Raw genomic sequence first — 24,093 nt, 5'->3', positions numbered from 1 at the left:
GTCACCGACGACTCAGCTCGGCAGCGCGCCGTGCGCGCGGCGCGCGTACCCTCGCGGTCGTGGGTGGCGAGGACGACGAGCGGTGGCGGGAACGACGACGCCACGCGGTGCGGGCGCACGCGGAGGCCGCTGCCCGGGAACGCGCCGCGGAGCAGGCGGAGGCCACGGAACTGGTGGCCCGGTTCGCCGCCGAGGCGCTGCGGCGCGGGCTGCGCACCGACCGGCTGACCGCGACCGGCCACGACGGGCGCGGGCGTTACCGCACCCGACTGACCGGGTGGTACGTGGACCGGGCGCACAGCCGCGCGGTGGACACCGACGGGCGCTTCTACCTGCTCACCGTGACGCCCGGCCTGCGCGCGCGGCTGTTCGGGGCCGACCCGCGGCCCAGCGCACCACCGCTGGTGGTCGGCCGGGGCGGGCGCGACGGCGAGTCGGTGCCGCTGGCGACGCTGCTCAGCCGGCGCCTCGACGCGGGCGACGACTGGCGCTGAGGGCGGCCGGCCGCTGATCGGCCCGCTGCCGCGGCACCGGACGCGCGGCACGCCGGGCGACGTGCCGCCACCAGCACAGCTGCACCACGAGCGTGAGCAGCCCGGCGAGCACGATCGCGGCCAGGTTGATCACCAGTTGGAGGGCCGAGCCGGCCGCCTCGTGCCACACGCCGTACGCGGACGCCACGGCCACGTTCGCCGCCGCCGGCACGGTGGTCACCGAGATCAGCACGCCCACGAGCGAGCCGGACTTCTTCGACGTCAGTGACAGCATGCCGGCGATGCCGGCGAGCAGGCCCACCACCCAGGACAACGCGTCCGGGCGCCAGATGAAGTCGGTCAGCGGCCGCTCGGCCAGCAGCATGTCCCGGCCGACCAGGCCGGCGGCGGTGAGCGCCCAGGTGCTCAGCACGGTCGCCGCCATGGCGACCAGGAAGCCGACGGTCAGGGCCTGCACCGAGCGGCCGGCCACGCGCGGCTGCCGTCGCAGCAGCGCCACGCAGAGCGCGGCGAGCGGACCGAACTCGGGGCCGACCACCATCGCGCCGACGATCAGGATCGGCTGGTCGAGCAGCACGCCGATGCCGGCGATCATGGTGGCCACCACGATCAGGGCGAGGAACGTGCCGGTGAGCACCGTCTGCTCGCCGGTCTTCGCGGCGATCTCGTCCCAGACCACGGCGTCCTCGCCGTGCCCCGGCGCCTCCTCGGCGGCCCGGTCGGCCGCCTCGGACAGCGTCAGCTCCACGTCGTCGGCCGCGATCGCCCCGTGCGCCTCGACACCCAGCTCCTGGAGCCGGCTCAGCACGCCGTCGGCGCTCTCCCGGACGACGTCGCAGGTGACGTAGTCACCCGCGGGCTGGCGGGCGGCGCCGGGCAGCACCACGAGGTGCGTGACGCCGGGATCGGCGGCCAGCAGTTCCACGACCGCCGACGACTGGTCACTCGGCGCGATCACCCTCAGGTGCAGCACTCGGGGCTCCTGGCTCGTCAATTCCGGGCGGGGCCGCCGAACTCTACTCGGCCCCGGCCCGATCGTGTGCTTTTCGGCACGAACCCGGCGTACGCCATCACCCCTCGGCAGGTCGTCCGTTTTACCGTCCGTGACCCTTCGATGCCACGACTGTGATCCCACCGCCGGGACGGAGGCTCGATGACCGGCCGGATCTACCTGTCCCCGCCCGATGTCGGGCCCCTGGAGGAGTCCTACGTGCTCCGCGCGATCCGCTCGGGCTGGGTCGCGCCGCTCGGCCCCGAGGTGGAGGCGTTCGAGCGGGAGGTCGCGCAGCGTGTCGGGGCGGCTCACGCGCTGGCCCTGAACTCCGGTACGTCCGCGCTGCACCTGGCCCTGCTCGCCCTGGGGGCCGGGCCGGGAAGCGTGGTGGTGGCGCCGACCATGACCTTCGCGGCGACCGCGAACGCCGCCGTCTACACGGGTGCCGAACCGGTCTTCGTCGACTGCGACCCGGCGACCGGCAACATGGACGTGACCGCGCTCGCCGAGATGCTCGACCGGCTGGGCCGGGCCGGCGAGAAGGTCGCCGCGGTGCTGATCGCGGACATGTTCGGCACCTGCGCCGACTACGACGCACTGCTGCCGGTGTGCGAGGCGGCGGGTGTGCCGGTCGTCGAGGACGCCGCGCAGGCGCTGGGCGCGACCTACCGCGGGCGTCCGGCCGCCTCCTTCGGGCGGCTCAACGCGCTGTCGTTCAACGGCAACAAGATCATCACAACGTCCGGCGGAGGGATGCTGCTCTCCGACGACGAGGCGTTGCTCGCCCGCTGCCGACACCTGGCGACCCAGGCACGCGAACCCGTGCCGCACTACGAACACGTCGACGTGGGTTACAACTACCGGCTCAGCAACCTGCTCGCAGCCCTGGGCCGGGCGCAGCTGCACCGGCTGGACGGGATGATGCGGCGCCGCCGGATGCTCCGCGAGCGGTACGCCAAGCTGTTCTCCGGCGTCCCCGGCGTCCGGCTGCTCGGCGACGGGGACGAGGGCTCGAACTGCTGGCTGACCAGCATCGTGGTCGACCCCGAGCGGACCGGGTGGCCGGCGGCGGACCTCGGGGCGCACCTGGCCGCCCGCGACATCGAGACCCGGCACGTGTGGAAGCCGATGCACCGGCAGCCGGTCTTCGCCGGGTGCCGGTCGGTCGTCACGGGCGCCGCGGACCGGCTGTTCGCCCAGGGTCTCACCCTGCCCAGCGGTTCCGCCCTGGACGACGACCGGGCGGCGCGGGTCATCGGTGCCGTCGAGCAGTTCCTGGACGCCCGGTGACGGCCGGCGCGGGCGCGCGTCCGCTGCGGATCGCCGTCCTGCTGAAGACCGACCAGGGCGGGCTCTGGATCCTCCCCCAGGTCGAGGAACTCCGCCGCCGCGGGCACCAGGTCGTCGCGATCCTGCCGCGCGCGACCGGGCGCCTGACCGGGGAACTCCGGCAGCGCGGCGTCGAGGTGCACGACTCGCCGTTCGACTTCCGCTTCCGGCCGCGCCCGTCGACGCTGCGGGACCTGTGGCGGCTCCGCCGCCTGATCAGCCGGCTCCGCCCGGACGCCCTCAAGTACCACCTGTACGCGTCCGCGCTCGCCGCCCGCTTCGCGAGCCTGCGCCTGCCGCTGCGCCGCGTCCACATGGTGGCCGGGCCGCTCTACCTCGAGTCTCCGCTGATCAAGATCGTGGAGCGGGCGTTGTGGCGGCTCGACCACGTCACCATCTGCGGCACCGGCCACACCTCCGGCCTCTACGGCGCACTCGGGTGTCCCGCGCCCCGGCGTCCGGTCGTCACCTACGGCGCCCGGGCCGCGCACTTCGCCGAACTCGAGGGCTCGGCCGGCCGGCGGGAGGTGCGCGCCAAGGCGCGCGCCGAACTCGGCATCGAGGAGGACGCGTTCGTCGTCATCATGGTCGCCTACGTCTATCCGCCGCGCCGACTGGTCCACAAGGGCCGCGGCATCAAGGGCCACGACGTGCTGCTGGCGGCCTGGCGGGAGTTCCGCGCCGACCACCCGGACGCCCGGCTGCTCCTGGTGGGCGCCGGCTTCTCCCCGGCCGGCGAGACACACCGGCGCGAGCTGATCCGGCGCTTCGAGGTCGACCGGGATCCGAGCGTGACGTGGTTGACGTCGGTGTCGGACGTGCGGGACTGTTACCGGGCCGCCGACCTGAGCGTCAGCCCCTCCCTCTCCGAGGGGCACGGCGCGGCCTGCGAGGCGGGAGCCTCCGGGGTGCCCAGCGTCGTCAGCGACGCCGGCGGCCTGCCCGAGACCGTCGACGAGACGACCGGGTGGGTGGTGCCGCGCAACGACGTGCCGGCGCTGGTCGCCGCGCTGCGGAACGCCCACCGGGAGTTCACCGACGGCCGGCTCCGCCTGCGGGGTGAGCGGGCCCAGCAGTTCGCCCTGCGGCACTTCGACGACACGGTGGCCGCCGCCGCCGTGGCCGACGTGGTGGAGGCCACCTGCCGGACCGGCGGGAGATCCTGATGCGGGTCGTCGTGACGTCGGAGTCGCGCTTCAGCCGGACCCCGGACGGTGCGGTGTGGGTCGAGGCCGGCCCGGACCACACGATCTGGCGGCGGTACCTGGTCGCCTTCGACCGCGTCCGCGTCGCCGCCCGGGTCCGGGACGTCGCGCAGCGGCCGGCGGCCGCCTCCCGGGTCGACGGGGACGGCGTCGAGGTCTGGGCACTGCCGTACTACGTGGGGCCACGGGGTTACCTGCTCGGCCGTCGGGCGCTCGCCGAAGCGGTGACCGCCGCCGCGGCGCCCCGGGACGCCGTGGTGCTCCGGGTGCCGTCGCCGATCGGCGCGCTTCTGGCCCGGGCACGCAGCCGGGCCCGCCTCCCGTACGCGCTCGAGGTGATCGGCGATCCGTACGACGTGCTCGCCCCGGGGGTCGTCCGGCATCCGCTGCGGCCCCTGCTGCGGACGCTGTCCACCCGAACGCTGCGCAGGCAGTGCCGGGAGGCCGCCGCGGTGGCGTACGAGACGGAACGGCGCCTGCAACTGCGGTACCCGACGCTGCCGACCACGCCGACGGCGGGCATCTCCAGCGTCGACCTGCCACCCGCGGCGTTCGTCCCGCACGCCCGGCCGCTCCGGCAACCGCCGGCGGAGCCGACGCTGGTGTCGGTCGGCTCGCTCGAACAGCTCTACAAGGGCATCGACACGCTCATCTCCGCGCTGGCGCTGATGCCCGCCGACGGGCCGCGGGCCCGGCTCGTGCACGTCGGCGTGGGCGCCTACCGGCCCCACCTGGAGCAGTTGGCCGCCCGGTCGGGCGTGGCCGGCCGGGTGAGCTTCACCGGCCCTCTCCCCGACGCCGAGGCGGTCCGCCGGACGCTGGACTCGGCGGACCTGTTCGTGATGCCGTCGCGCACCGAAGGTCTGCCCCGGGCGCTCATCGAGGCGATGGCCAGGGCGCTCCCGGCCGTGGGTTCGACCGCCGGCGGCATCCCGGAGCTGCTCGAACCGGACTGCCTGGTGCCGCCCGACGACCCGGCCGCTCTCGCCACCACCGTCACCGCGATGCTCGCCGCCCCGGACCGGCTGGCGGAGTCCTCGGCCCGCAACCTCCGCCGGGCCCGTGACTTCTCCGCCGAGACGCTCGACGCCCGCCGGGCGTCGTTCTACCGGACCGTCGCCGAGGTCGCCGCCGGCCGGCCGGGCCGGCGGTCACCGGTCGCCCTGCGGTCCGGACGCTGACGTACGGCGCCGGCGCACCGTCGAGGTGCGCCGGCGCCTTGCGGCCGGGACCGCTCAGTGCACGGGGTGTCCCGGACGCACGTCCCCCCGGGTCACGCCTCGGAGGATGTCGAGGTAGCGGCCGAGCTGGTCCCCACGGAACAGTCCGTCGAGCGCGGTCGCCGGCACCGCCGGCACCCGTCCGGTCCGATCCTTCACGGCCAGCCACTCCCGCAGCCGGGCCGCGATCGCGGCCGGATCGTTCGCCACGACACCCGCGCCGCGATCGCGCAGCAGGCGTGCGGCCACGCCGTCCGCGAAGCCGAGCAGGAGGACGGGTCGGCGGGCCTGGAGGTAGTCGAAGATCTTGCCGGTCATCGTGCCGGCGTCCCGGGGGTCGTTCCACATGAGCAGCACGAGCGCGTCCGCGTCCGCCTGGATCCGCCACGACTTCTCCGGCGAGACCTGGCCGAGGAGGGTGACGGAGTCGGTCACGCCGGCTCGTTCGGCGGCGGCGCGGACGATGCCGTGGTCCTCCCCCGCGAAGATCACATGCACCTTCGCGGCGTCCGGCCCGAGCAGGGCGATCGCGTCGAGGAGAGGACCGGGGTCACGCTTGCCCGGATAGATGTAACCGGTGTGCGCGAGCGTGAGTGTGCCGGACGGCGCCTCGACACCGGCCGGGGCCGCGGGTGCGGGCCGGCGGTCGATGCCGTTCATGACCACGTGCGTCCGGACCCCGAACGTGCGGCGGATCGTCTCGGCCAGCGGCTCCGAGATCGTCACGCACGCCGCCACGGTACGCAGCACCCGGCGTTCCAGCCGCTCGTCGACGGCTCGGCGCAGCGGCGTCCGTACCCAGTGGTCGTTGCCGACGGACCACAGGTCCCGGTAGTCCGCGACCCAGGGCACCCGGAACCGCCGGGCGAGCGTCGCGGCCACGACGAACCCGGAGAAGGGCGGGCCGGACACGAGGATGACGTCCGGGCGCCAGCCCGCCGCGAACCTGTCGAAGTCGCGCACCGGCGGCCGGATCCAGTTGAGCTGCGGGTCCGGCAGCAACAGTTCCATGCCGGCCCTGACCAGCCGCCGTCGGGCACCCGCGCGGATCCGGCCGAGCCGGGAACGCACGGGCGCCGGGCCGCCCGCCGCCGGGCCGTGCCCGCTGCCCCCGGGCCGGGGAAGCCGCGGTGCCGGTGCGATCCGGATCAGCCGGTCCTCGGGCACCGGGACGGGAACTCCGCCCTGGTCGGCGCCGACGGCGGTGAGCACCCGGACGTCCCACCCCTGCCGCGTCGCGTACGCCGCGAGAGCGGCGGGGCGGCGGGCACCGACGGTCTCCGCCGGCGGGAAGTGGTACGAGACGATCAGCAGGCGCGGAGCCGGCTCCGGGTAAGGGTCGTTCGTCATAACGGGGTAAACCATTCCTTCCGGTGCGGGACATGACGACGAGGAGCGCGGGAGGGCAGCCTCAGCTCTGCGGAACGAGTCGCGGCGCGGGACGAGGACGGCCGTGGTCGCGTCCGGCCGCCGTCACGACGCGTAGCGACATCAGCCACCCGACCCCGTACGCCAGCGCGCCGGATACCCCGAACGCCCACACCGCGGTCAGCGGTGACCCGCCGGCCAGCGCCACCACCGAGACGGCACCGGCCACCACCACGACCCGGCCCGCGTCCCAGACGAGCTGGAGAGCCTGGCGTTCGAACACGACGAGCGTCTGCGACAGTGGCGAGACGACGAGCTGAGCCGCCATGAAGACGGCCAGGGCCTGGGCGTAGGCGCCGCTGCTGTGCCACTGCGCGCCGAATACCAGGCTGAAGGCCGTGGGCGCGGCGACCACGACGAGGAGCGCGCCGGGACCCGCGATCACTGCGAGCTTCCGGCTGGCGTCCAGGAAGACGCGCCGGCCGACCCGCGGCTGCTCCCGCGCGATCCGCGCGATCTCCCCCAGGTAGACCTGCGCCACCGCGGACGCCACGAGCGCGGCGGGCATGGCGATCATCCGCTGGGTCAGTCCCAGCCAGCCGGCCACCGCCGAGCCGTACCAGTAGGCGATGAGCAGCACCGGCAACTGCGTGCCGAGGATGTTGAGCAGGCCGGACGGAGCCAGCAGGAAGGGAAACCGCCGGTAGCGGCGCGCCACGGCCAGCAGGCGGGGCCGCCGCCGAGGCGTCCGGGCGGTCGCGTCGCGTTCCCCGGTGCCCCGGAGCAGGACCGCGGCGGCCGCGACCTGACCGAACCCGAAGCCGAGCGCCAGGCCACCGGGACGGAGCCCCGCCACCCCCGCCCCGACCTGGGTGACCACGACCGCCAGGGACTGCAGGAGGTTGCGCCGGCCGATCACGCCGTAACGACGGTTCCGCACCGCGAACTGGTTGAGCACCAGGACGACACCCATCGCCGCGGCGGAGGGCGGCACCACCCAGAGCCAGTGGACCAGCTCGGGCTGACCGAACCAGGCGGCCACCCGGTCGCCCACCAGCAGGACCACGACAGATCCCAGGATCGCCGTACCCGCGGCCGCGGCGAGACCGAGCCGCACCAGCGCCCGTGCGTCCTCCTCCCGTTCCGGCAGCGGAACCGCCATCTCGAACCGGAGCGCGGCCACCGTGCCCACGATCACCACCAGTGCGGCGACCACCGCGAGGACGCCGAAATCGACAGGGCGGTAGAGCCTCGCCAGCAACGGCGCCGCGGCCAGCGCCAGCAGCTGACCGCCGGCCGATCCGGCGGCGATGCCCACCACTGCGCGCCGCCCGCTCGACATGGCGAGCCGCCTGGCACGCCACCTCACCCAGGGACACCCGGCCGGTCGGCCGGCCGCGTCCGCCCGGCGCGGACCGGCACACCGGTGCGCAGCGTCGCACCGGCCATCACGAGCACACCGAGAGCCAGCGCGGCGAAGAGCGGACGGCCCGCGTTCACGTCACCGGACGTCGACACCGCCACCACGTTGAACGCCAGCACCGCCAGGACGAAGCCGGCGACCGGGTCACGCCGGGTCGCGCGCCAGAGCCCCGCGGCCACGACGAGAGTGGCCAGGATGAAGGCCCCGCCCACCAGCCAGCCCGCTTCGGCCGGCAGCTCCAGCCAGAGGTTGTGCGGGTAGTTGTGCACCAACATGCCGGAGTAGTCGGACCAGTTGCCGTAACCGACCCCGCCCGGATGCTCGGCGATCATCGGCACGCTGACCTCACGCATCTCCGCCCGGGCGGTGCCGAACATCTCCTCGCTCGGGTCGACCAGGAGCGCGTACACCCGGGGCGGCAGCAGCGACGGCATGGCGATGACGGCCAGCACCAGGGCACCCATCAGGCCCACGCCGACCCACTCGCGCCGACCCCGCCGGAGCTTGAGGCGGAACCCCGCCAGCACCAGAACGAAGAGGGCGACCACGGTGGCCAGGAGCGGCCCCCGGGAGCCGGTCGCGAACAGGGCGAGGCCGAGCAGCACCGCCAGACCCGCCGCCCACCAGGCCGCCACCCGCTTCTGCAGGTAGAGCCAGGTGAGAGCGACGAGCGCACCCCCGAGGGCCCGGGCCAGCCAGATCGGGTTGGAGCCGAAGCCGTCGGCCCGGCCGTCCTGCGGATCGCCGGTGAGCGTGGCGATCGCGAGCACCACCCCGGACAGCACGAACACGGCGGCGAACATCTCCACGTCACGTCGTCCGCGCAGCACCGCGACCGCCAGCGTGGCGAACATCGTCAACGTCAGGAGCAGCAGGAACTTCTGCCGGCCGTAGTCGGTCTCCGGGGGGTGCAGGAAGCCCGGCAACGCGAGGACACCGAAGACCACCAGAACCCAGAAGATCACCGTGCGGGCCCGGGAGGACGGACGGAGGATCTCGTGCAGGAGCAACGGCACCGCGAGCACGACCGCGGCGATGAGGAAGCCGCGGCCGACCTCACGCGTGAACTGGTCGAAGTTGAGCAGCAGCACCACGGCGGTGCCGCGCAGCACCGCCGAGACGACACCACCTGTTCGCCGTACCGGTGCCTCCGGCCGGGCGGGCCCGGCGGCGCCGCGAACCGTACCGATCGCCGACGACCGCCGGTTGTCCTGCATCACCATCACGTTCGAGCCTCCTGCGGCACCGAGCTGGGAACCCGTCACACCGCCCGGTCGGAGCGGTAGCGCGCGAGGTTGGCCGGATCGAGGAACCACTCGACAGTCGCCTTGAGTCCCTCGTCGATGCTCGTGGCCGGCTGCCAGCCGGTCCGCGCCCGGAGCAGGCCGGCGTCGCCGAGCAGGCGCTCGACCTCGGACTCCGCGGGACGGAGCCGGGACTCGGCGACCTCCACCTCCGGCTGGACGCCGAACATCGCGGCGATCTTGCGCACCAGGTCGCCGATCGAGGTCTCCCGGCCGGTCGCGGCCTGGAACACGCCACCCACGACCGCCTCGTCGGGCGCCGTGCCGACGGCTCGGAAGGCCGCCACGGTGTCCGTCACGTAGAGCAGGTCGCGGGTGGTACGCAGCGCGCCGAGCCGGACCACCCCGCCGTCCTTGGCCAGCTGGCTGATGATGGTGGGGATGACCGCCCTGGTGGACTGACGCGGGCCGTACGTGTTGAACGGCCGGAGGGTGACCACCGGCAGGCCGAAACTGAGGTGGTAGCTCTCGGCCAGCTTGTCCGCACCGATCTTGGAGGCCGAGTACGGCGACTGCCCGCGCAGCCGGTGCTGCTCGGTCATCGGGACCGTGGTGGCCGTCCCGTACACCTCGCTGGTGGAGGTGACGACGACGCGGCCCACGCCGGCCGTCCGCGCGCTCTCCAGCACGTTGAGCGTGCCGGTGATGTTGGTGTCCACGTAGGACTGCGGGGCGAGGTACGAGTACGGGATGCCGCCCAGCGCGGCCAGGTGGTAGACGGTGGAGGCGCCGTCGACCAGCCGCTGCACCATTCCCCGGTCGCGGATGTCCCCCGCCACGACCTCGACGCCCGCCAACTGGTCCGGGTCGAAGGTGTCCAGCCAGCCGTGCGATCCGGCGCCGTTGTAGTGCACGAGGGCGCGTACCGGGTGGCCCGCGGCAACGAGGGCCTCGACCAGGTGGGACCCGATGAAGCCACCGGCTCCGGTCACCACCACCGGTCCGCCGGACGAGTGTGCCGTCATGGTTCGCTCCTCCTCTGCGCCGGCCCGGCGGTGACCGGTACCGGGTCGGTTCCACGAGCCGGTGCCGCCTGACTCCACAGCGCACCGACCGAGTCGTACAGGTCGTGTTCGGGGACCCATCCCAGGACCGAGGCGGCCCGGCCGACGTCGGCGCGCATCCAGCCGACCTCGGCGGACCGGGGGGACGGTGGGCGGTCCTCCCGGACGCGGACCGGCCGGCCGGCGACCGAGGCCAGCAGGTGGACGGCGTCGCGCACCGGCACCGCCCGGCCGCTGCCCACGTTGAGGACACGGGCCCCGGGCGCGGCGACGGTCACGGCCCGCCCGACCGCGGCGGCCACATCCCGGACGTCGACGAAGTCCCGGTACGCCCCGAGCGGACCGGTACGCAGGTCCTCGCCCGGCGCGAGGCGGGCCAGCAGCGCCGCCACCCGGCCGAGCAGTGTGGTGCCGGGCATGCCGGGGCCGACGGGGTTGAACACTCGGAGCACGACCGCGTCCACCCGGCCGGCGTCGGCCGCCAGCTCCATGAGCCGGGTCGCCGCCGCCTGGCTCACGCCGTAGGCGCTGACCGGTGCCGGGGGACGGTCCTCGGTGGCCGCGACGCCGAACGGCACCGGACCGTACTCGGCCGCGGAGCCGAGACGGACCAGCCGTGCGCCGGGCGCGGCGTCGGCGACCGCGTCCACCAGCTTGGCGGTCGCCGTCGTGTTCGCCCGGACGAGATCCTCGGCCGCGCCGCTCACCGCGCCCGCGCAGCTGACCACGGCGTCCGGCCCGGCCCGGTCGAGCAGTGCCCGCAACGCCTCCGGCGTCGCGGTGACCAGGTCGCACTCGCCGCGCGACGGGCACGTGAGGTCCGCCGTGGCGGCCAGTTCCCGTCGTACGTGAGCGCCGATGAAGCCGGAGGCGCCGAAGAGGAGGACGCGCATCATGCCCCGACCGGTGTGCCGGCGGGCAGGAGCACGTCCCGCAGCTCGGCGAAGCAGCGGTTGGCCTCGTCGTAGTCCTCGGGGCGGCCGATGTCCAGCCAGTAGCCGTCGAACTCGTAGCCGGTCGGTGGTTCGCCCCGGCCCAGCAGGTCCAGCACCAGCTGGTCGAACCCGAACGGCTGCCCCGCCGGGTAATGGGCGATGGTGTTCCGGGAGAGCCCGTAGACACCCATGCTCACCCGGTAGTGCAGGACGGGCTTCTCGGAGAAAGAGGTGATCTTGTCGCCGGCCAGCTCCAGAACCCCGAAGTCGATCTTCACGGTGCGCCGGTAGGTGGCGACGGTCAGCGGTGCGCCCGACCGCGCGTGGGTGGCCAGCAGATCGGCGTAGTCGAGGTCGGTGAGCACGTCGCCGTTCATCACCAGGAAGTGCTCGGGCAGGCGATGCCGGATGCCGAAGAGCGGGCCGATGGTGGACAGCGGCCGGTCCTCCTCGACGTAGTCGACGGCCAGGCCGAACCGGGAGCCGTCGCCGACGAAGGCCCGGATCAGCGCGCCCAGGTGGTTGATCGCCAGGGTGACGTGGGTGAAACCGCGATCCGCGAGCTGGCGCAGCACGATCTCGAGGATCGCGTGGCTCTCCCCGATCGGCACGAGCGGTTTCGGCAGCGTCGAGGTGTAGGGACGCAGCCGGACACCCGCGCCGCCCGCCATGATCACAACATGCATCGACTCTCCACTCGTCCCCACGCCCTACCTCGCGTCCAACGAGCCGGACCGGCACCCGGGTACGGAAATCACCTGTTCGGGGCACGTCCCCCGCTTCACGCCTGCGGGTAAGCCCGGCGGGCGGCACGCCGCTGTGATGAGCTGTACCGGTGGCGGGAGATGTGCTGGGGCTGGTGCTGCACCCCACCCGGGACGTCTCCGAGGTGGTGGGGATCATCGCGGACTGGGCCGCCCGGCACCGGATCACCCTCGCGGTACGCGCCGAGGACCGGGCGCGGGTACCCGCCTCGGTGGAGGCGGTCGCCGCGGACGAGCTGGCCGACCACTGTGCCGCGCTGATCAGCATCGGCGGCGACGGCACCATGCTCGGCGCGCTGCGCCTGGCCGTCCGCGACCCGAAGCCGGTGCTCGGAGTGCACCTGGGCCGGGTCGGCTTCCTGGTCGAGGTGGAGCCGCCGGATCTGCCCCGGGCGCTGGAGCGGCTGGTGGAGCACGACTTCACCGTCGAGTCGCACGCCTGCCTGGCCTGCGACGTCTGCGGCGACGACGTGGTGGCGTTCAACGACATCGCCCTGGTCCGGCAGCCCGGCGCCGGGTTCGTCACGGCCACCCTGGCGGTGGACGGCCAGCGGTACGGCTACTACCGGTGCGACGCGCTGGTGGTGAGCACGCCGACCGGCTCGACCGCGTACAGCTATGCCGCCGGCGGGCCGCTGATCTCACCGGCCACGGAGGCGATGGTGGTGACGCCGTCCGCGCCGATGGCCGGGATCTCCCGCTCGGTGCTGCTCTCCGCGCACGAGACGGTGCACCTGGAGTTGCGCGCGGACTCGGCGCCGGTGGCGGTGGAGATGGACGGCCTGTTGATCCGGCAGGCGGCGACCGAGGGCTCGGTGCACATCCGGTACGTCAAGGACGCCGGCCGTGTGGTCCGTCTCGACCCGCTCCGCTACCAGGAGCGCAACCAGCTCAAGCTGAGCCTGCTGGACCTGCCGCTGCTGCCGGACCAGTTGCGGGAGCTGTTGCCGGACGGGTTGCGGGAGCAGCTCAGCCGCCGGGAGCTGCCCCCGCCCCGCTGAGCCGGGTCAGGCGGTGGCGAGCACGCCGTCGACCAGCGCCTTGGCCTCCTCCTGGATCCGGGCCAGGTGCTCCGGGCCCTGGAACGACTCGGCGTAGATCTTGTAGACGTCCTCGGTGCCGGACGGGCGGGCGGCGAACCAGCCCGACTCGGTGGTCACCTTGAGCCCGCCGATCGCGGCGCCGTTGCCGGGCGCGGTGGTGAGGATCGCCGCGATCGGCTCACCGGCCAGCTCGGTCGCGGTGACCTGCTCCGGCGACAGCTTCGCCAGGACGGCCTTCTGCACCCGGTCGGCCGGCGCGTCGATCCGGGCGTACGCGGGCGCGCCGAAGCGGTCGGCCAGCTCGGCCCAGTGCTCGCTGGGCGTACGGCCGGTGGTGGCGATGATCTCGGCGGCGAGCAGGCAGAGCAGGATGCCGTCCTTGTCGGTGGTCCAGGTGCCGCCGTCGCGGCGCAGGAACGACGCGCCGGCGCTCTCCTCGCCGCCGAAGCCGACGGTGCCGTCGAGCAGGCCGGGCACGAACCACTTGAACCCGACCGGCACCTCCAGCAGCGGGCGGCCCAGGTCGGCCGCGACCCGGTCGATCATCGAGGAGGAGACGAGCGTCTTGCCCACCGCCGCGGCCGGGCCCCACTGCTCCCGGGTACGGAACAGGTGGCCGATCGCCACGGCCAGGTAGTGGTTGGGGTTCATCAGGCCGCCGTCGGGCGTGACGATGCCGTGCCGGTCGGCGTCGGCGTCGTTGCCGGTGGAGACCGCGTAGTCGTCCCGGGCGGCGATCAGCGAGGCCATCGCGTTCGGCGACGAGCAGTCCATCCGGATCTTGCCGTCGCCGTCGAGCGTCATGAACCGCCACGTCGGGTCCACGAGCGGATTGATCACGGTGAGGTCGAGGCGGTGCCGCTCGGCGATCTCGCCCCAGTACGCCACGCTCGCCCCGCCCATCGGGTCCGCGCCGATGCGCACCCCGGCGTCGCGGATCGCGTCGATGTCCAGCGCGGCGGGCAGGTCGTCGACGTACCGGGCGAGGAAGTCGTACTCCCCGGTGGTCGCGGCGGCGCGCGCCCGCGCGTACGGGATGCGTTTCACCTCCTTGAGCCCGGCGGCGAGGATGGCGTTCGCGCGGTCCTGGATCCACGTGGTGGCGTCGGTGTCGGCGGGCCCGCCGTGGGTGGGGTTGTACTTGAACCCGCCGTCGGACGGCGGGTTGTGCGACGGGGTGATGACGATGCCGTCGGCGAGGCCGCTGGTGCGCCCCCGGTTGTGGGTGAGGATGGCGTGCGAGACGGCGGGCGTCGGGGTGTAGCCGTCGCGGCTGTCGCGCAGCACCGTGACGTCGTTGGCGGCGAGCACCTCCAGCGCGTCGGCCTCGGCGGGCGCGGAGAGCGCGTGGGTGTCCCGGCCGAGGAACAGTGGCCCGTCCAGGCCCTGTTCGCGGCGGTAGTCGCAGAGCGCCTGGGTGACGGCGAGGATGTGGTCGGAGTTGAAGGCGTTGCGCAGGCTGGACCCGCGGTGCCCGGAGGTGCCGAAGGAGACCTGCTGCGCCGGGTCGTCCGGGTCCGGGTGCTCGGCGTAGTAGGCGGTGATCAGCCGGGGCACGTCGACCAGGTCGGCGGGCTGGGCGGGCTGGCCGGCACGGGGGTGGGCCACTGCGGGATCCTCCTCGGTGATGCGGTGGGGACTGCTCAGGGCTCGACGCGCTGGCCCTTGCCGATGACGACGATGCCGTTGTCGGACACGGTGTAGCGCTGGCGGTCCTTCTCCAGGTCGACGCCGATCTCGGCGCCCTCCGGGACGTGGACGTTCTTGTCCAGGATCGCGCGCCGGACGACCGCGTGGCGGCCGATCTGGACACCCTCCATCAGCACGGCGCCGTCGACGTGCGCCCACGAGTGGACCTTCACCTTCGGCGCCACGATCGAGTTCTCCACCAGCGAGCCGGAGATCACCGAGCCGGGCGACACCATCGAGCTGACCGCGCGGCCGACGCGCTCGCCCCAGGCGTGCACGAACTTGGCCGGCGGGTACGGCGGCTGCTCGGTGTAGATGGGCCAGTCGAAGTTGTAGAGGTTGAACACCGGGTGCACGTTGATCAGGTCCATGTGCGCGTCGTAGAACGAGTCGAGCGTCCCCACGTCCCGCCAGTAGCCGCGGTCGCGGTCGGTGCTGCCGGGCACCTCGTTGTCCTTGAAGTCGTAGACGTTGGCCTCGCCGCGCTCGACGAGCATCGGGATGATGCTGCCGCCCATGTCGTGCTTGCTCGTCTTGTCCGCCGCGTCGCGCTCGACCGCCTCGCACAGCGCCCGGGTGGTGAACACGTAGTTGCCCATCGAGGCGTAGATCTCGTCCGGCGCGTCCGGCAGCCCCACCGCGTCGGTGGGCTTCTCCCGGAACGCACGGATGCGCTTGCCGTCCTCGCCGACCTCGATCACGCCGAACTGGTCGGCCGTCGACAGCGGCTGCCGGATGCCGGCCACCGTCACCCCGGCGCCGGAGGCGATGTGGTCCTCGACCATCTGTCGGGGGTCCATCCGGTAGATGTGGTCGGCGCCGAAGACGATCACGTAGTCCGGCTGCTCGTCGTTGATCAGGTTGAAGCTCTGGTAGATCGCGTCGGCCGAGCCGGCGAACCACCACGGGCCGCGGCGCTGCTGGGCGGGCACCGGCGTGACGTAGTTGCCGAGCAGCGTCGACATCCGCCACGTCTTGGTGATGTGGCGGTCCAGCGAGTGCGACTTGTACTGGGTCAGCACGACGATCTTGAGGAAGCCGGCGTTCGCCAGGTTGGACAGGACGAAGTCGACCATGCGGTACATCCCGCCGAAGGGGACGGCGGGCTTCGCCCGGTCGGTCGTCAGGGGCATCAGGCGCTTGCCCTCCCCGCCGGCCAGGACGATCGCGAGCACCTTGGCAGCCATGCTCAGACGCTAACCACCTCGAACCGACTTCACCACTCGGACGCCCACACTTGCCACCGCGTGCGACGCGGCGCTCTGCACTAGGGTGCGGGCATGGCACCGATGCGCGTCGACCTGCTCACCCGCGAGTACCCGCCGGAGGTGTACGGCGGCGCCGGTGTGCACGTGGAATACCTCGCCCGTGAGCTGCACCGGCTCGCCGACGTGCGGGTGCACTGCTTCGGCGCGCCGCGCGACGAGAAGGGCGTCACCGCGTACGCCGAGCCGGCCGCGCTCGCCGGCGCGAACGCCGCGCTGCGCGTCATGGGCGTCGACCTGGAGATGGCCGCCGGTACGGCCGGCACCGACGTGGTGCACAGCCACACCTGGTACGCCAACCTGGCCGGGCACACCGCGAAGCTGCTGCACGGGGTGCCGCACGTGGTGACCGCGCACAGCCTGGAGCCGCTGCGGCCGTGGAAGGCCGAGCAGCTCGGCGGCGGGTACGCGCTCTCCTCCTGGTGCGAGCGGACCGCGTTCGAGGCGGCCGACGCGATCATCGCGGTGAGCGCGGGCATGCGGCGCGACGTGCTCACCGCGTACCCGGCGGTGAACCCGGACCGGGTCCGCGTGGTCTACAACGGCATCGACACCGCGCAGTACGCCCCGGACCCGGGCACCGACGTGCTCGACCGGCTCGGCATCGATCCGGGGAGGCCCAGCGTGGTCTACGTCGGGCGGATCACCCGGCAGAAGGGCCTGCCGTACCTGCTGCGGGCGGCCCGGGAACTGCCCGCCGACACCCAGCTGGTGCTGCTCGCCGGCGCGCCGGACACCCCGGAGATCGCCGCCGAGGTGGAGGGTCTCGTGGCGGAGCTGCGGGCCACCCGGTCCGGGGTGATCTGGGTGGCGGCGATGCTGCCCAAGCACGAGGTGATCCAGGTGCTCACGCACGCCACGGTCTTCGCCTGCCCGTCCGTCTACGAGCCGATGGGCATCGTCAACCTGGAGGCGATGGCCTGCGAGACCGCCGTCGTGGCGACCGCCACCGGTGGCATCCCGGAGGTGGTCGCCGACGGCGAGACCGGGCTGCTGGTGCCGATCGAGCAGGCCGGCGACGGCTCCGGCACGCCGCTGGACCCGGAGCGTTTCGTGGCCGACCTGGCCGCGCGCATGAACGAGCTGCTGGCCGACCCGGACCGGATCGCGGCGTTCGGGGCGGCGGGGCGGCGGCGGGCGGTGGAGCACTTCTCCTGGGACGCGATCGCCCGCCAGACGGTCGAGGTGTACCGCTCGGTGGGCGTGTAAGGAAGGGCACCTTCTTAACGCCTCCGGTAGAGGAAGGGCCCCTTCTTAACAGCCCGCCCGAGGCACGCCGCAGACGTCGCCCGGTCGCGGCCGGCGGCGGATACAGTCCCCGGATGCCGGATGCGATCTTCGCTCATCCTCGCCTCGCGCCGGTCTACGACGCGTTCGACGGCGACCGGGAGGACCTGGCCGCGTACCTCGCGATCGCCGACGAGCTGGACGCGCGCATGGTGCTCGACGTCGGCTGCGGGACCGGCTGCCTGGCGGTTCAGCTCGCCCGGCACGGCCGTACCGTCGTGGGCGTCGACCCGGCCGGGGCGTCCCTCGCCGTCGCCCGGTCGAAGGATCCGGAAGGCCGCGTCAGCTGGATCCACGGCGACGCCACGGCGCTGCCGCCGCTGCGCGCCGATCTGGCCGCGATGACCGGCAACGTGGCGCAGGTCTTCCTCAGTGACGACGACTGGGCGCGCACCCTGCGGGGCGTGCACGGCGCGCTGCGGCCCGGCGGGCATCTCGTGTTCGAGACCCGCCGTCCCGAGCGCCGCGCGTGGGAGGAGTGGGCGGCGGACACCGCGCCGGTGACCCGGGACGTGCCGGGCGTCGGGCCGGTGCAGCGGCGCCTCGACGTCACCGCCGTCGACCTGCCGTTCGTGTCCTTCCGGTACACGTACCGGTTCCGGCGCGACGGCACGGTCCTCACCTCGGACTCCACGCTGCGGTTCCGCGACCGGGACGAGGTCGAGGCGAGCCTGGCGGCCGCCGGCTACCGGGTGCTCGACGTGCGCGAGGCGCCCGACCGCCCCGGCCGGGAGTTCGTCTTCGTCGCCCAGCGGTCGACCTGACCGTCGCCGCCGAAGTCCGCCACCCGTTCGGTGGAACGCCATGGGTGCCTCTGCGCCCTTTTGACACCCATAGCGTTCCACTCACCGCGGCCCACGCTCGTTCGGTGGAACGGCACGGGTGCCTCGCCGGCACGGGCCTCGACGCCCACGTGGGCGCGGGTTGAGGGCTGAGGTGAAGTCGCCGAGCGCGAGAGGATCTCGCGCAGTAGGTTGAGCGGGTGACTGGACGGTTCCCGATCGAAGACGTCTCCCCCGTCGTCTCCTGCGGTCGCTACCCGGCCAAGGCGGTGGTCGGCGAGGTCGTACCGGTGTCGGCGCGCGCCTACCGCGAGGGCCACGACGCGCTCGGATGCAACGTGGTCTGGCTCGGCCCGGACGGCGCGGCCCGCCCGTTCACCCGGATGCGCCCCGGTGAGCCCGGCCAGGACCGCTGGCACGCCACCATCCGCCCGGACGCGGTGGGCCTGTGGCGCTTCGCCGTGGAGGCGTTCGGAGACCCGTACCTCACCTGGCAGAACGCGGTCACCAAGAAGCTCGCCGCCGGCCAGGGCGCGGCGGAGCTGGCGAACGACCTGGCCGAGGGCGTACGGGTGCTGACCGCCGCGCTCGACCTGGTGCCGAAGGCCGACCGTGAGCGCGTACGCAAAGCCGTGCGGGCCCTGGCCGACGACGACCTGGACCTGCCACGGCGGGTGAGCGCGGCGCTGGATCTGGCCGGCCTGCTGTGGGAGCACCCGGTGCGCGAGCTGGTCACCACCGGCGAGGAGCGCACGCTCTGGGTGGACCGGCCGCGGGCGCTCTTCTCCGCCTGGTACGAGTTCTTCCCCCGCTCCGAGGGCGCGATCCCGGCGACCGCCGACGCGCCCGCGCGTTCCGGCACGTTCGCCACCGCGATCCAGCGGCTGCCGGGTGTCGCGGCGATGGGTTTCGACGTGCTCTACCTGCCGCCGATCCACCCGATCGGCCGGGTCAACCGCAAGGGCCGCAACAACGCGCTCACCGCCGGGCCGGACGACGTGGGCTCGCCGTGGGCGATCGGCGCGGCCGAGGGCGGCCACGACGCCATCCACCCCGACCTGGGTACGCCGGAGGACTTCCGCGACTTCGTCGCGGCCGCCGCCGAGCATGGGCTGGAGGTGGCGATGGACCTGGCGTTGCAGTGCGCGCCGGATCACCCGTGGGTCACCGAGCACCCGGAGTGGTTCACCACCCGGGCCGACGGCAGCATCGCGTACGCGGAGAACCCACCGAAGAAGTACCAGGACATCTATCCGCTGAACTTCGACAACGATCCGGAGGGCATCCGGGCCGAGGTGCTGCGGGTGGTGCTGCACTGGGTCGGCGAGGGCATCCGGATCTTCCGGGTGGACAACCCGCACACCAAGCCGTTCGACTTCTGGCACTGGCTGATCGCCGAGGTCAAGAAGGTCGACCCGGACGTGCTGTTCCTGGCCGAGGCGTTCACCCGGCCGGCGATCATGCACGGGCTCGGCAAGATCGGCTTCACCCAGTCGTACACCTATTTCACCTGGCGCACGACGGCGGCCGAGATGCGGGAGTACTGCGAGGAACTGGTCGCCTCGGTCGACTGGATGCGGCCGAACTTCTGGCCCAACACGCCGGACATCCTGCACTCGTCGTTGCAGCACGGCGGCCCGCCGATGTTCAAGATCCGGGCGGTGCTGGCGGCACTGCTGTCCCCCTCCTGGGGCATGTACGCCGGGTTCGAGCTGTTCGAGCACGTCGCGCGGCCGGGCGCCGAGGAGTACCTGGACAACGAGAAGTACGAGCTGCGGCCACGGGACTGGGACGCCGCGCTGGCACAGGGCCGGTCGCTGGCGCCGTTCATCACCACGCTCAACCGGGTACGCCGGGACAACCCCGCCCTGCACCAGCTGCGCAACCTGCGGTTCCACGACATCGACAACCCGGCGCTGCTGTGCTGGTCGAAGCACGACCTCCAGACCGGCAACACGGTGATCGTGGTCTGCTCGTTCGACTCCCGCGAGGTGCAGTGGGGCAACACCACGCTCGACATGCCGGCGCTCGGCCTGGACTGGCACGAGCGGTTCACCGTGCGCGACGAGCTGACCGGCGCCGAGTACGACTGGGGGCAGCGCAACGCGGTACGCCTCGACCCGTACCTGCAACCGGCGCACGTGCTCACCGTGCGCCGCCCGGCCGCACCCGAGCCGGCGCAGCCCGCCGCAGCGGCCCCCGCCGAGCCGGAGCAACCGGCCGCGCCCGACCTGACAGTGGAAGACGTACCCGCCGACCTCTCCGGCGGCACCGCCCCGACCGCACCGGCCGACAAGGACGACGCCCGATGGACCAGCTGATCGCCGGCGAGGTACACGACCCGCACGCCGTGCTCGGCGCGCACCCGGCCGACGGGAGCACCACGATCCGGACGCTGCGCCGGGGCGCGGGCGAGGTGGCGGTGCTCGCGGACGGCGAACGGCACCCGATGAAGCGGGTCCACGACGCCGGTGTCTTCGAGGCGGTCCTCCCCGGCGAGGTGCTCGACTACCGGGTCGAGGTGGACGGCACGACGCACGACGACCCGTACCGTTATCCGCCCACGCTCGGCGACCTCGACCTGCACCTGATCGGCGAGGGCCGGCACGAGCGGCTCTGGGCGGCGCTCGGCGCCCGCGTGTTCGACGAGGGCGTCGCGTTCACCGTCTGGGCGCCCAACGCACGGGCCGTGCGGCTGATCGGCGACGTCACCGGCTGGGCGCCGGACGACGGGTGGCCGATGCGCTCGCTCGGCTCCAGCGGCGTGTGGGAGATCTTCGTGCCCGGCATGCCGGTGGGCAGCCGTTACAAGTACCGCGTCCTCGGCGCCGACGGCCGGTGGCGGGACAAGGCCGACCCGATGGCCGCGCGCACCGAGGTGCCGCCGGCCACCGCGTCGGTGGTGCACGAGTCACGGTACGAGTGGGGCGACGCGGACTGGCTCGCGCGCCGGTCCCGGCAGGCGCCGCACCAGGAGCCGATGAGCGTGTACGAGGTGCACCTGGGCTCCTGGCGGCCCGGCCTCGGCTACCGGGAGCTGGCCGAGCAGCTCACCGCGTACGTGCTGGAGATGGGCTTCACCCACGTGGAGTTCCTGCCGGTGATGGAGCACCCGTTCGGCGGCTCGTGGGGCTACCAGGTCACCGGCTACTACGCGCCGACCGCCCGGTTCGGCGACCCGGACGACTTCCGGTACCTGGTGGACCGGCTGCACGCCGCCGGCATCGGCGTGCTCCTGGACTGGGTGCCGGCGCACTTCCCCAAGGACGAGTGGGCCCTCGCGCGTTTCGACGGCACCCCGCTGTACGAGCACCCCGACCCGCGTCGCGGCGAACACCCCGACTGGGGCACGTACGTCTTCGACTTCGGCCGCAACGAGGTCCGCAACTTCCTCGTCGCCAATGCGCTGTACTGGCTGGACGAGTTCCACATCGACGGGCTGCGCGTGGACGCGGTCGCCTCGATGCTCTACCTGGACTACTCCCGCTCCGACGGGCAGTGGGCGCCGAACGTGCACGGCGGCCGGGAGAACCTGGAGGCCATCGCGTTCCTCCAGGAGGTGAACGCCACCGTCTACCGGCACCACCCGGGCGTACTGATGATCGCCGAGGAGTCCACCGCCTGGCCCGGCGTCACGAAGCCGACCTCGGAGGGCGGGCTCGGGTTCGGGTTCAAGTGGAACATGGGCTGGATGCACGACACCCTGCTCTACACCTCGAAGGACCCGATCTACCGGCAGCACCACCACCATCAGCTCACGTTCTCGCTGGCGTACGCGTGGAGCGAGAACTACGTGCTGCCGATCAGCCACGACGAGGTGGTGCACGGCAAGGGCTCGCTCGCCGGCAAGATGCCCGGCGACACGTGGCAGCGGCTGGCGACGGTGCGGGCGCTGCTGGCGTACATGTGGGCGCACCCGGGCAAGCAACTGCTGTTCATGGGCTGCGAGCTGGCCGACGACAGGGAGTGGAGCGAGGAGCGCGGCCTCGACTGGTACCTGACGCATGATCCGGCCCGCGCCGGCGTGCAGCGGCTGGTCGCCGACCTGAACCGCGTCTACCGGACCAGCCCGGCGCTCTGGGCGCAGGACACCGACCCGGCCGGCTTCCGCTGGATCGCCGGGGACGACGTCGCCAACAACGCGGTGTCGTTCATCCGGATCGCCCCGGACGGGCAGACGCTGGTGTGCGTGGCGAACTTCTCCGCGCTGCCGCTGGAGGACTACCGGATCGGCCTGCCGGCAGCAGGTACCTGGACCGAGGCGCTGAACACCGACGCCCACCACTACGGCGGTTCCGGCGTGGGCAACCTGGGCGAGGTGCACGCCGAGAACGTCCCCTGGCACGGCCTGCCCGCGTCGGCGTCCCTGCGCATCCCCCCGCTGGGCGTCCTCTGGCTCCGCCCGGCCTGACGGCACAGCCCAGCCGGCCGGACGGGCGCCGCCGGAAGCGCAGTGCTTGCCACCAACCCGCAGCCAGCGGCCTACGCGGCCACGCGACGCAGCCCTGCACGCGGCCAACCCGGACAGCGACCCGCACGGCCGGGCGACCCACGGCGCGGCAGGCCACCCCGGACGGCAGCCAGCCCCCGGACGGCGGCCAAAGGGACGCACGGGTCACGGGGGAGGCGGCCAACCCGGCCGACCGGCCGTCTGAACGTCTCGTCTCAAGCCCGCTATGACTCAGAGGCATATTCATGCCTCTGAGTCATAACCGTCTCGGAGAGTCGCTTCCCGGTCAGCACTACGCTCTGTGATGGCTCGGCGTCGGAGTGACCGCGATCCGGCGGTCGACCACACACCCGGGCTGTCGGCGCATGACCGCCCGTCGCCGGGTGGCCGCAGGAGTCAGACCAGGTCGGCTTCGCGGAGGAGCTTCCACAGGCCGGCGCCGTCGGGGGCGCTCAGCCACTTCTGGCCGATCGGGCCGGACGACGACCGCCCGGCCGGCGCGGGCAGGCTACCGGCGAGCACCGACTGGGTCGGGGACAGCCGCCGGATCGCCACCCCTGCCACGTTGTCCGGGTGCGCGGCGGCGAACTCCCGGTAGATCTCCGGGTCGTGCTGCCCGTCGTCGCCGATCAGCAGCCACCGCACCTCGGGGAACTCCCGGGACAGCCGGGCCAGCGTGGCCCGCTTGTGTTCCCGGCCGCTGCGGAACCACCTGTCGGCCGTCGGCCCCCAGTCGGTGAGCAGCAGCGGCCCGGCCGGGTAGAGGTGCCGGGACAGGAACCGGGTGAGCGTCGGCGCGACGTTCCAGGCGCCGGTGGACAGGTAGAAGACCGGCGCGCCCGGGTGCGCGGTGGCCAGCCGCTCGTACAGCACGGCCATGCCGGGCACCGCGGTGCGGGCGTGCTCGTCCAGCACGAACGTGTTCCACGCGGCGAGCAGCGGCCGGGGCAGCGCGGTCACCATGACCGTGTCGTCGATGTCGGAGAGGATGCCGAAGCGCACCGCCGGGTCGAGGACGCGGACCAGTGCCTCCACCGGCTCGGCGTCGGCGACGCTGAGGCGTACGCAGCCCCAGCCGGGGGCGAAGTCGGCCTCGATCACGGTGTCGACGAAGCCGCTGCGGTCGGCGGTCACCTCCTGGCGCACACCGTCGGCCTCGATCGTCACCGTGATGTGCTTGGCGGGCAGCGTGGCGAAGCTGCGCCAGCCCCGCACCTTGTCCAGCCGGCCCCGCCGCCGCGTGTCCGGGCGGCCCAGCAGCACCCGGCAGAGCACGCGCGCCCAGCCCGGGGCGCCGTAGCCCGCGTACGCGATGATGTTGGGCTGCCACCCGGTGCGCCGCAACCGGCGCTCCACCAGGCCGTGCACGGCGTCCTCGAAGCGCGCGGCGCGGTGCAGTTGCGGAACGGCAAGCTGGTCCGGTGGTGTGGGCGGCACACGGCAACAGTGCCACAACCGGACCGGCCGGGCCACGCGAGTGATCCACGCCGATCCGCCCCGGCGCCGGGCGCCGCCGTGACAGACTGCGGTCGGGACG

Annotated in this window: 19 protein-coding genes; 9 read left to right on the top strand and 10 right to left on the bottom strand. The window is 73.3% G+C overall.

The features are described 5' to 3' along the window. The first annotated feature begins 59 nt into the window (after positions 1 to 59). Complete coding sequence (locus NMK34_RS11280) at positions 60 to 494, top strand: hypothetical protein (protein ID WP_318333342.1); 435 nt, start codon at positions 60 to 62, stop codon at positions 492 to 494. Here NMK34_RS11280 and NMK34_RS11275 read toward each other — a convergent pair. Further along, positions 457 to 1,467, bottom strand: coding sequence for a DUF389 domain-containing protein (locus tag NMK34_RS11275; RefSeq protein WP_318333341.1), 1,011 nt, complete (start codon positions 1,465 to 1,467; stop codon positions 457 to 459). The genes NMK34_RS11280 and NMK34_RS11275 overlap by 38 nt on opposite strands. Positions 1,468 to 1,647: 180 nt before the next feature. Between NMK34_RS11275 and NMK34_RS11270 the strand changes: the two genes are divergently transcribed. The 3 genes from NMK34_RS11270 to NMK34_RS11260 are packed head-to-tail and all read left to right on the top strand — an operon-like array spanning position 1,648 to position 5,203. After that, positions 1,648 to 2,778 carry a DegT/DnrJ/EryC1/StrS family aminotransferase gene (locus tag NMK34_RS11270; RefSeq protein WP_318333340.1) on the top strand — a complete coding sequence of 377 codons (1,131 nt, stop codon included), beginning with the start codon at positions 1,648 to 1,650 and terminating at the stop codon, positions 2,776 to 2,778. Further along, positions 2,775 to 3,983: a glycosyltransferase family 4 protein gene (locus tag NMK34_RS11265; RefSeq protein WP_318333339.1), complete on the top strand. Its 1,209-nt coding sequence runs from the start codon at positions 2,775 to 2,777 to the stop codon at positions 3,981 to 3,983. Before NMK34_RS11270 ends, NMK34_RS11265 begins: the two co-directional genes overlap by 4 nt. After that, positions 3,983 to 5,203: a glycosyltransferase gene (locus NMK34_RS11260; RefSeq protein WP_318333338.1), complete on the top strand. Its 1,221-nt coding sequence runs from the start codon at positions 3,983 to 3,985 to the stop codon at positions 5,201 to 5,203. The genes NMK34_RS11265 and NMK34_RS11260 overlap by 1 nt, the downstream gene beginning before the upstream one ends. Before the next feature lie 54 nt (positions 5,204 to 5,257). Here NMK34_RS11260 and NMK34_RS11255 read toward each other — a convergent pair whose 3' ends face one another. From NMK34_RS11255 to NMK34_RS11230, 6 genes are all read right to left on the bottom strand, one after another. Then, positions 5,258 to 6,592, bottom strand: a complete 1,335-nt coding sequence (locus NMK34_RS11255) for a glycosyltransferase (protein WP_318333337.1) — start codon at positions 6,590 to 6,592, stop codon at positions 5,258 to 5,260. A gap of 61 nt (positions 6,593 to 6,653) precedes the next feature. After that, positions 6,654 to 7,952 carry an oligosaccharide flippase family protein gene (locus NMK34_RS11250; protein WP_318333336.1) on the bottom strand — a complete coding sequence of 433 codons (1,299 nt, stop codon included), beginning with the start codon at positions 7,950 to 7,952 and terminating at the stop codon, positions 6,654 to 6,656. Between the two features lie 23 nt (positions 7,953 to 7,975). Further along, positions 7,976 to 9,256, bottom strand: a complete 1,281-nt coding sequence (locus NMK34_RS11245; RefSeq protein WP_318336321.1) for an O-antigen ligase family protein — start codon at positions 9,254 to 9,256, stop codon at positions 7,976 to 7,978. A 38-nt stretch (positions 9,257 to 9,294) separates the two neighbouring features. Further along, on the bottom strand, positions 9,295 to 10,302 hold the full coding sequence (locus NMK34_RS11240; RefSeq protein WP_318333335.1) for an SDR family NAD(P)-dependent oxidoreductase: 1,008 nt from the start codon (positions 10,300 to 10,302) through the stop codon (positions 9,295 to 9,297). Then, positions 10,299 to 11,237, bottom strand: coding sequence for an NAD(P)-dependent oxidoreductase (locus NMK34_RS11235; protein ID WP_318333334.1), 939 nt, complete (start codon positions 11,235 to 11,237; stop codon positions 10,299 to 10,301). Before NMK34_RS11235 ends, NMK34_RS11240 begins: the two co-directional genes overlap by 4 nt. Next, complete coding sequence (locus tag NMK34_RS11230; protein ID WP_318333333.1) at positions 11,234 to 11,962, bottom strand: sugar phosphate nucleotidyltransferase; 729 nt, start codon at positions 11,960 to 11,962, stop codon at positions 11,234 to 11,236. The genes NMK34_RS11235 and NMK34_RS11230 overlap by 4 nt, the downstream gene beginning before the upstream one ends. 149 nt (positions 11,963 to 12,111) lie before the next feature. Between NMK34_RS11230 and NMK34_RS11225 the strand changes: the two genes are divergently transcribed. Beyond that, positions 12,112 to 13,041, top strand: coding sequence for an NAD(+)/NADH kinase (locus NMK34_RS11225; protein WP_318333332.1), 930 nt, complete (start codon positions 12,112 to 12,114; stop codon positions 13,039 to 13,041). Positions 13,042 to 13,047: 6 nt separating this feature from the next. Here the strand turns inward: NMK34_RS11225 and pgm are convergent, their stop codons facing one another. After that, positions 13,048 to 14,691, bottom strand: coding sequence for a phosphoglucomutase (alpha-D-glucose-1,6-bisphosphate-dependent) (pgm, locus tag NMK34_RS11220; RefSeq protein ID WP_318333331.1), 1,644 nt, complete (start codon positions 14,689 to 14,691; stop codon positions 13,048 to 13,050). A 35-nt stretch (positions 14,692 to 14,726) separates the two neighbouring features. After that, entirely contained in the window at positions 14,727 to 15,959 is a 1,233-nt protein-coding gene (gene glgC, locus NMK34_RS11215) for a glucose-1-phosphate adenylyltransferase (protein WP_318333330.1), read from the bottom strand. A 93-nt stretch (positions 15,960 to 16,052) separates the two neighbouring features. Between glgC and glgA the strand changes: the two genes are divergently transcribed. From glgA to glgB, 4 genes are all read left to right on the top strand, one after another. Further along, positions 16,053 to 17,246 carry a glycogen synthase gene (gene glgA / locus NMK34_RS11210; RefSeq protein WP_318333329.1) on the top strand — a complete coding sequence of 398 codons (1,194 nt, stop codon included), beginning with the start codon at positions 16,053 to 16,055 and terminating at the stop codon, positions 17,244 to 17,246. Between the two features lie 113 nt (positions 17,247 to 17,359). Next, on the top strand, positions 17,360 to 18,088 hold the full coding sequence (locus tag NMK34_RS11205; RefSeq protein ID WP_318333328.1) for a class I SAM-dependent methyltransferase: 729 nt from the start codon (positions 17,360 to 17,362) through the stop codon (positions 18,086 to 18,088). A gap of 218 nt (positions 18,089 to 18,306) precedes the next feature. Further along, positions 18,307 to 20,427: an alpha-1,4-glucan--maltose-1-phosphate maltosyltransferase gene (locus NMK34_RS11200; protein ID WP_318333327.1), complete on the top strand. Its 2,121-nt coding sequence runs from the start codon at positions 18,307 to 18,309 to the stop codon at positions 20,425 to 20,427. Beyond that, the gene (glgB, locus tag NMK34_RS11195) at positions 20,415 to 22,517 is read left to right on the top strand and encodes a 1,4-alpha-glucan branching protein GlgB (protein WP_318333326.1); all 2,103 of its coding nucleotides are present in this window, start codon (positions 20,415 to 20,417) and stop codon (positions 22,515 to 22,517) included. The genes NMK34_RS11200 and glgB overlap by 13 nt, the downstream gene beginning before the upstream one ends. 435 nt (positions 22,518 to 22,952) lie before the next feature. On the opposite strand, the gene NMK34_RS11190 is transcribed toward glgB, so the two are convergent. Then, the gene (locus NMK34_RS11190; protein ID WP_396880618.1) at positions 22,953 to 24,029 is read right to left on the bottom strand and encodes an App1 family protein; all 1,077 of its coding nucleotides are present in this window, start codon (positions 24,027 to 24,029) and stop codon (positions 22,953 to 22,955) included. Positions 24,030 to 24,093: the final 64 nt, after the last annotated feature.

Source organism: Micromonospora sp. BRA006-A, from assembly GCF_033433935.1.
GTDB lineage: Bacteria > Actinomycetota > Actinomycetes > Mycobacteriales > Micromonosporaceae > Micromonospora > Micromonospora aurantiaca.
Note: the sequence above shows the minus strand (reverse complement) of the source record. Positions and strands in the feature narration are given on the sequence as shown.